The following is a 1,682-nucleotide window of genomic DNA, read 5'->3' on the forward strand; positions in this document are numbered from 1 at the left end:
CGCGGCGGCATCATCCTCTCCAACGACGCCGAGATCGCCAAGAAGATCAACTCCGCGGTGTTCCCCGGCCAGCAGGGCGGGCCGCTGGAGCACGTCATCGCCGGCAAAGCCGTGGCGTTCAAGATCGCCGCGTCCGAGGAGTTCAGGGAACGCCAGGAACGCGTCCTGGCCGGCGCCCGGATCCTCGCCGAGCGGCTGGTCCAGGACGACGTCACCGCCAAGGGGATCAACGTGATCTCCGGCGGCACCGACGTGCACCTGGTCCTGGTGGACCTGCGCAACTGCGTGCTCAACGGGCAGGAAGCCGAGGACCGGCTCGCGGCGATCGACATCACCGTCAACCGCAACGCCGTGCCGTTCGATCCGCGCCCGCCGATGGTCACCTCCGGGCTGCGGATCGGCACCCCGGCGCTGGCCACCCGCGGCTTCGGCGAGGCGGCCTTCGCCGAGGTTGCCGACATCATCGCCGAGGCCCTGACCGCCGACGCCGGCGCCGACCTGTCCGGTCTGCGTTCCCGGGTGGAGGCCCTCGCCGCCGCCCACCCGCTCTACCCCTCGGTTGCTAACCTCGCCTAGGCGACGTAAGACTGAAGTAGCAGCAGTACAGAACTAACAGCAGTACAGATCACGACGCCGGGTTGCCGCCACAAGCCGCCGCCCGGCGTCGTGCATCCGGCATGCGGCCGCCAACCAGCGCCCGCAGCGCCTTCCGGCAGGACCCTCTGCCGGGCCACAGCAAGACCTAGTTAGGAACCGACAATGGCTGTTGGAGTCTTCGACCTCTTTTCCATCGGAATAGGGCCATCCAGCTCACACACCGTGGGGCCCATGCGGGCCGCCGCCCTCTTCGCCGAGGAACTTAAGGCCTCCGGGAACCTGGAGAAGGTAGCGTCGCTGCGCGTGGACCTGTACGGTTCCCTGGCCGCCACCGGCCACGGGCACGGCACCATGACCGCGATCCTGCTCGGCCTGGAAGGCTTCCACCCCGAACTGATCCTGCCCGAGGAAGTGGAGGAACGGCTGGCCACGATCGCTGAGACCGGCACTCTGCAGCTGGCCGGCTCGGTCGCCCTGCCGTACGGGGTGAAGGACATGATCCTGCGGCCGCTGACCATCCTGCCCCGGCACACCAACGGCATGACGTTCACGGTTTCCGACGCCGACGGCGAAACCGTCCACAAAGCCACGTTCTTCTCCGTCGGCGGCGGCTTCATCGTCCGCGAGGGCGAGGAGGACGCGGCCCTGAAGGAGCTCGACGAATCCAAGAAGGAACTGCCGTTGCCGTTCCGCACGGCCGCGGAACTGCTGGGCCGCTGCCAGTCCAAGGGCCTCTCGATCGGGCAGATCATGTTCGTCAACGAGCGCGCCTCCCGCACCGAAGCGGAAATCCGCGACGGGCTGCTGCACATCTACTCGGTGATGGAAGGCTGCGTCGAGGTCAGCCTCAAACGCACCGGGCTGCTGCCCGGCGGGCTCAAGGTCCGCCGCCGGGCCCCGGACTGGCACGAGCGGCTGATGAAGGAAACCCGCGGACAGGACCCCGACTACCGGGACCCGAAGTACTGGCAGGAATGGGTCAACCTGATCGCGCTGGCCGTGAACGAGGAAAACGCCTCCGGCGGCCGCGTCGTCACCGCCCCCACGAACGGCGCCGCCGGCATCATCCCGGCCGTGCTCTACTA

2 protein-coding genes are annotated in these 1,682 nt (G+C 68.3%); both read left to right on the forward strand.

Features of this window, described 5'->3' with window-relative positions; genetic code table 11:
• Positions 1-576 (forward strand): PLP-dependent aminotransferase family protein (locus AC1DFR_RS22285; protein ID WP_476874495.1); only part of this gene is annotated, 576 nt, incomplete at its 5' end.
• Positions 577-759: 183 nt separating this feature from the next.
• Positions 760-1,682: L-serine ammonia-lyase (locus AC1DFR_RS22290; protein ID WP_476874496.1), on the forward strand; the 923-nt coding region annotated here is incomplete at its 3' end.

The organism is Arthrobacter sp. 05T410 (genome assembly GCF_056396505.1).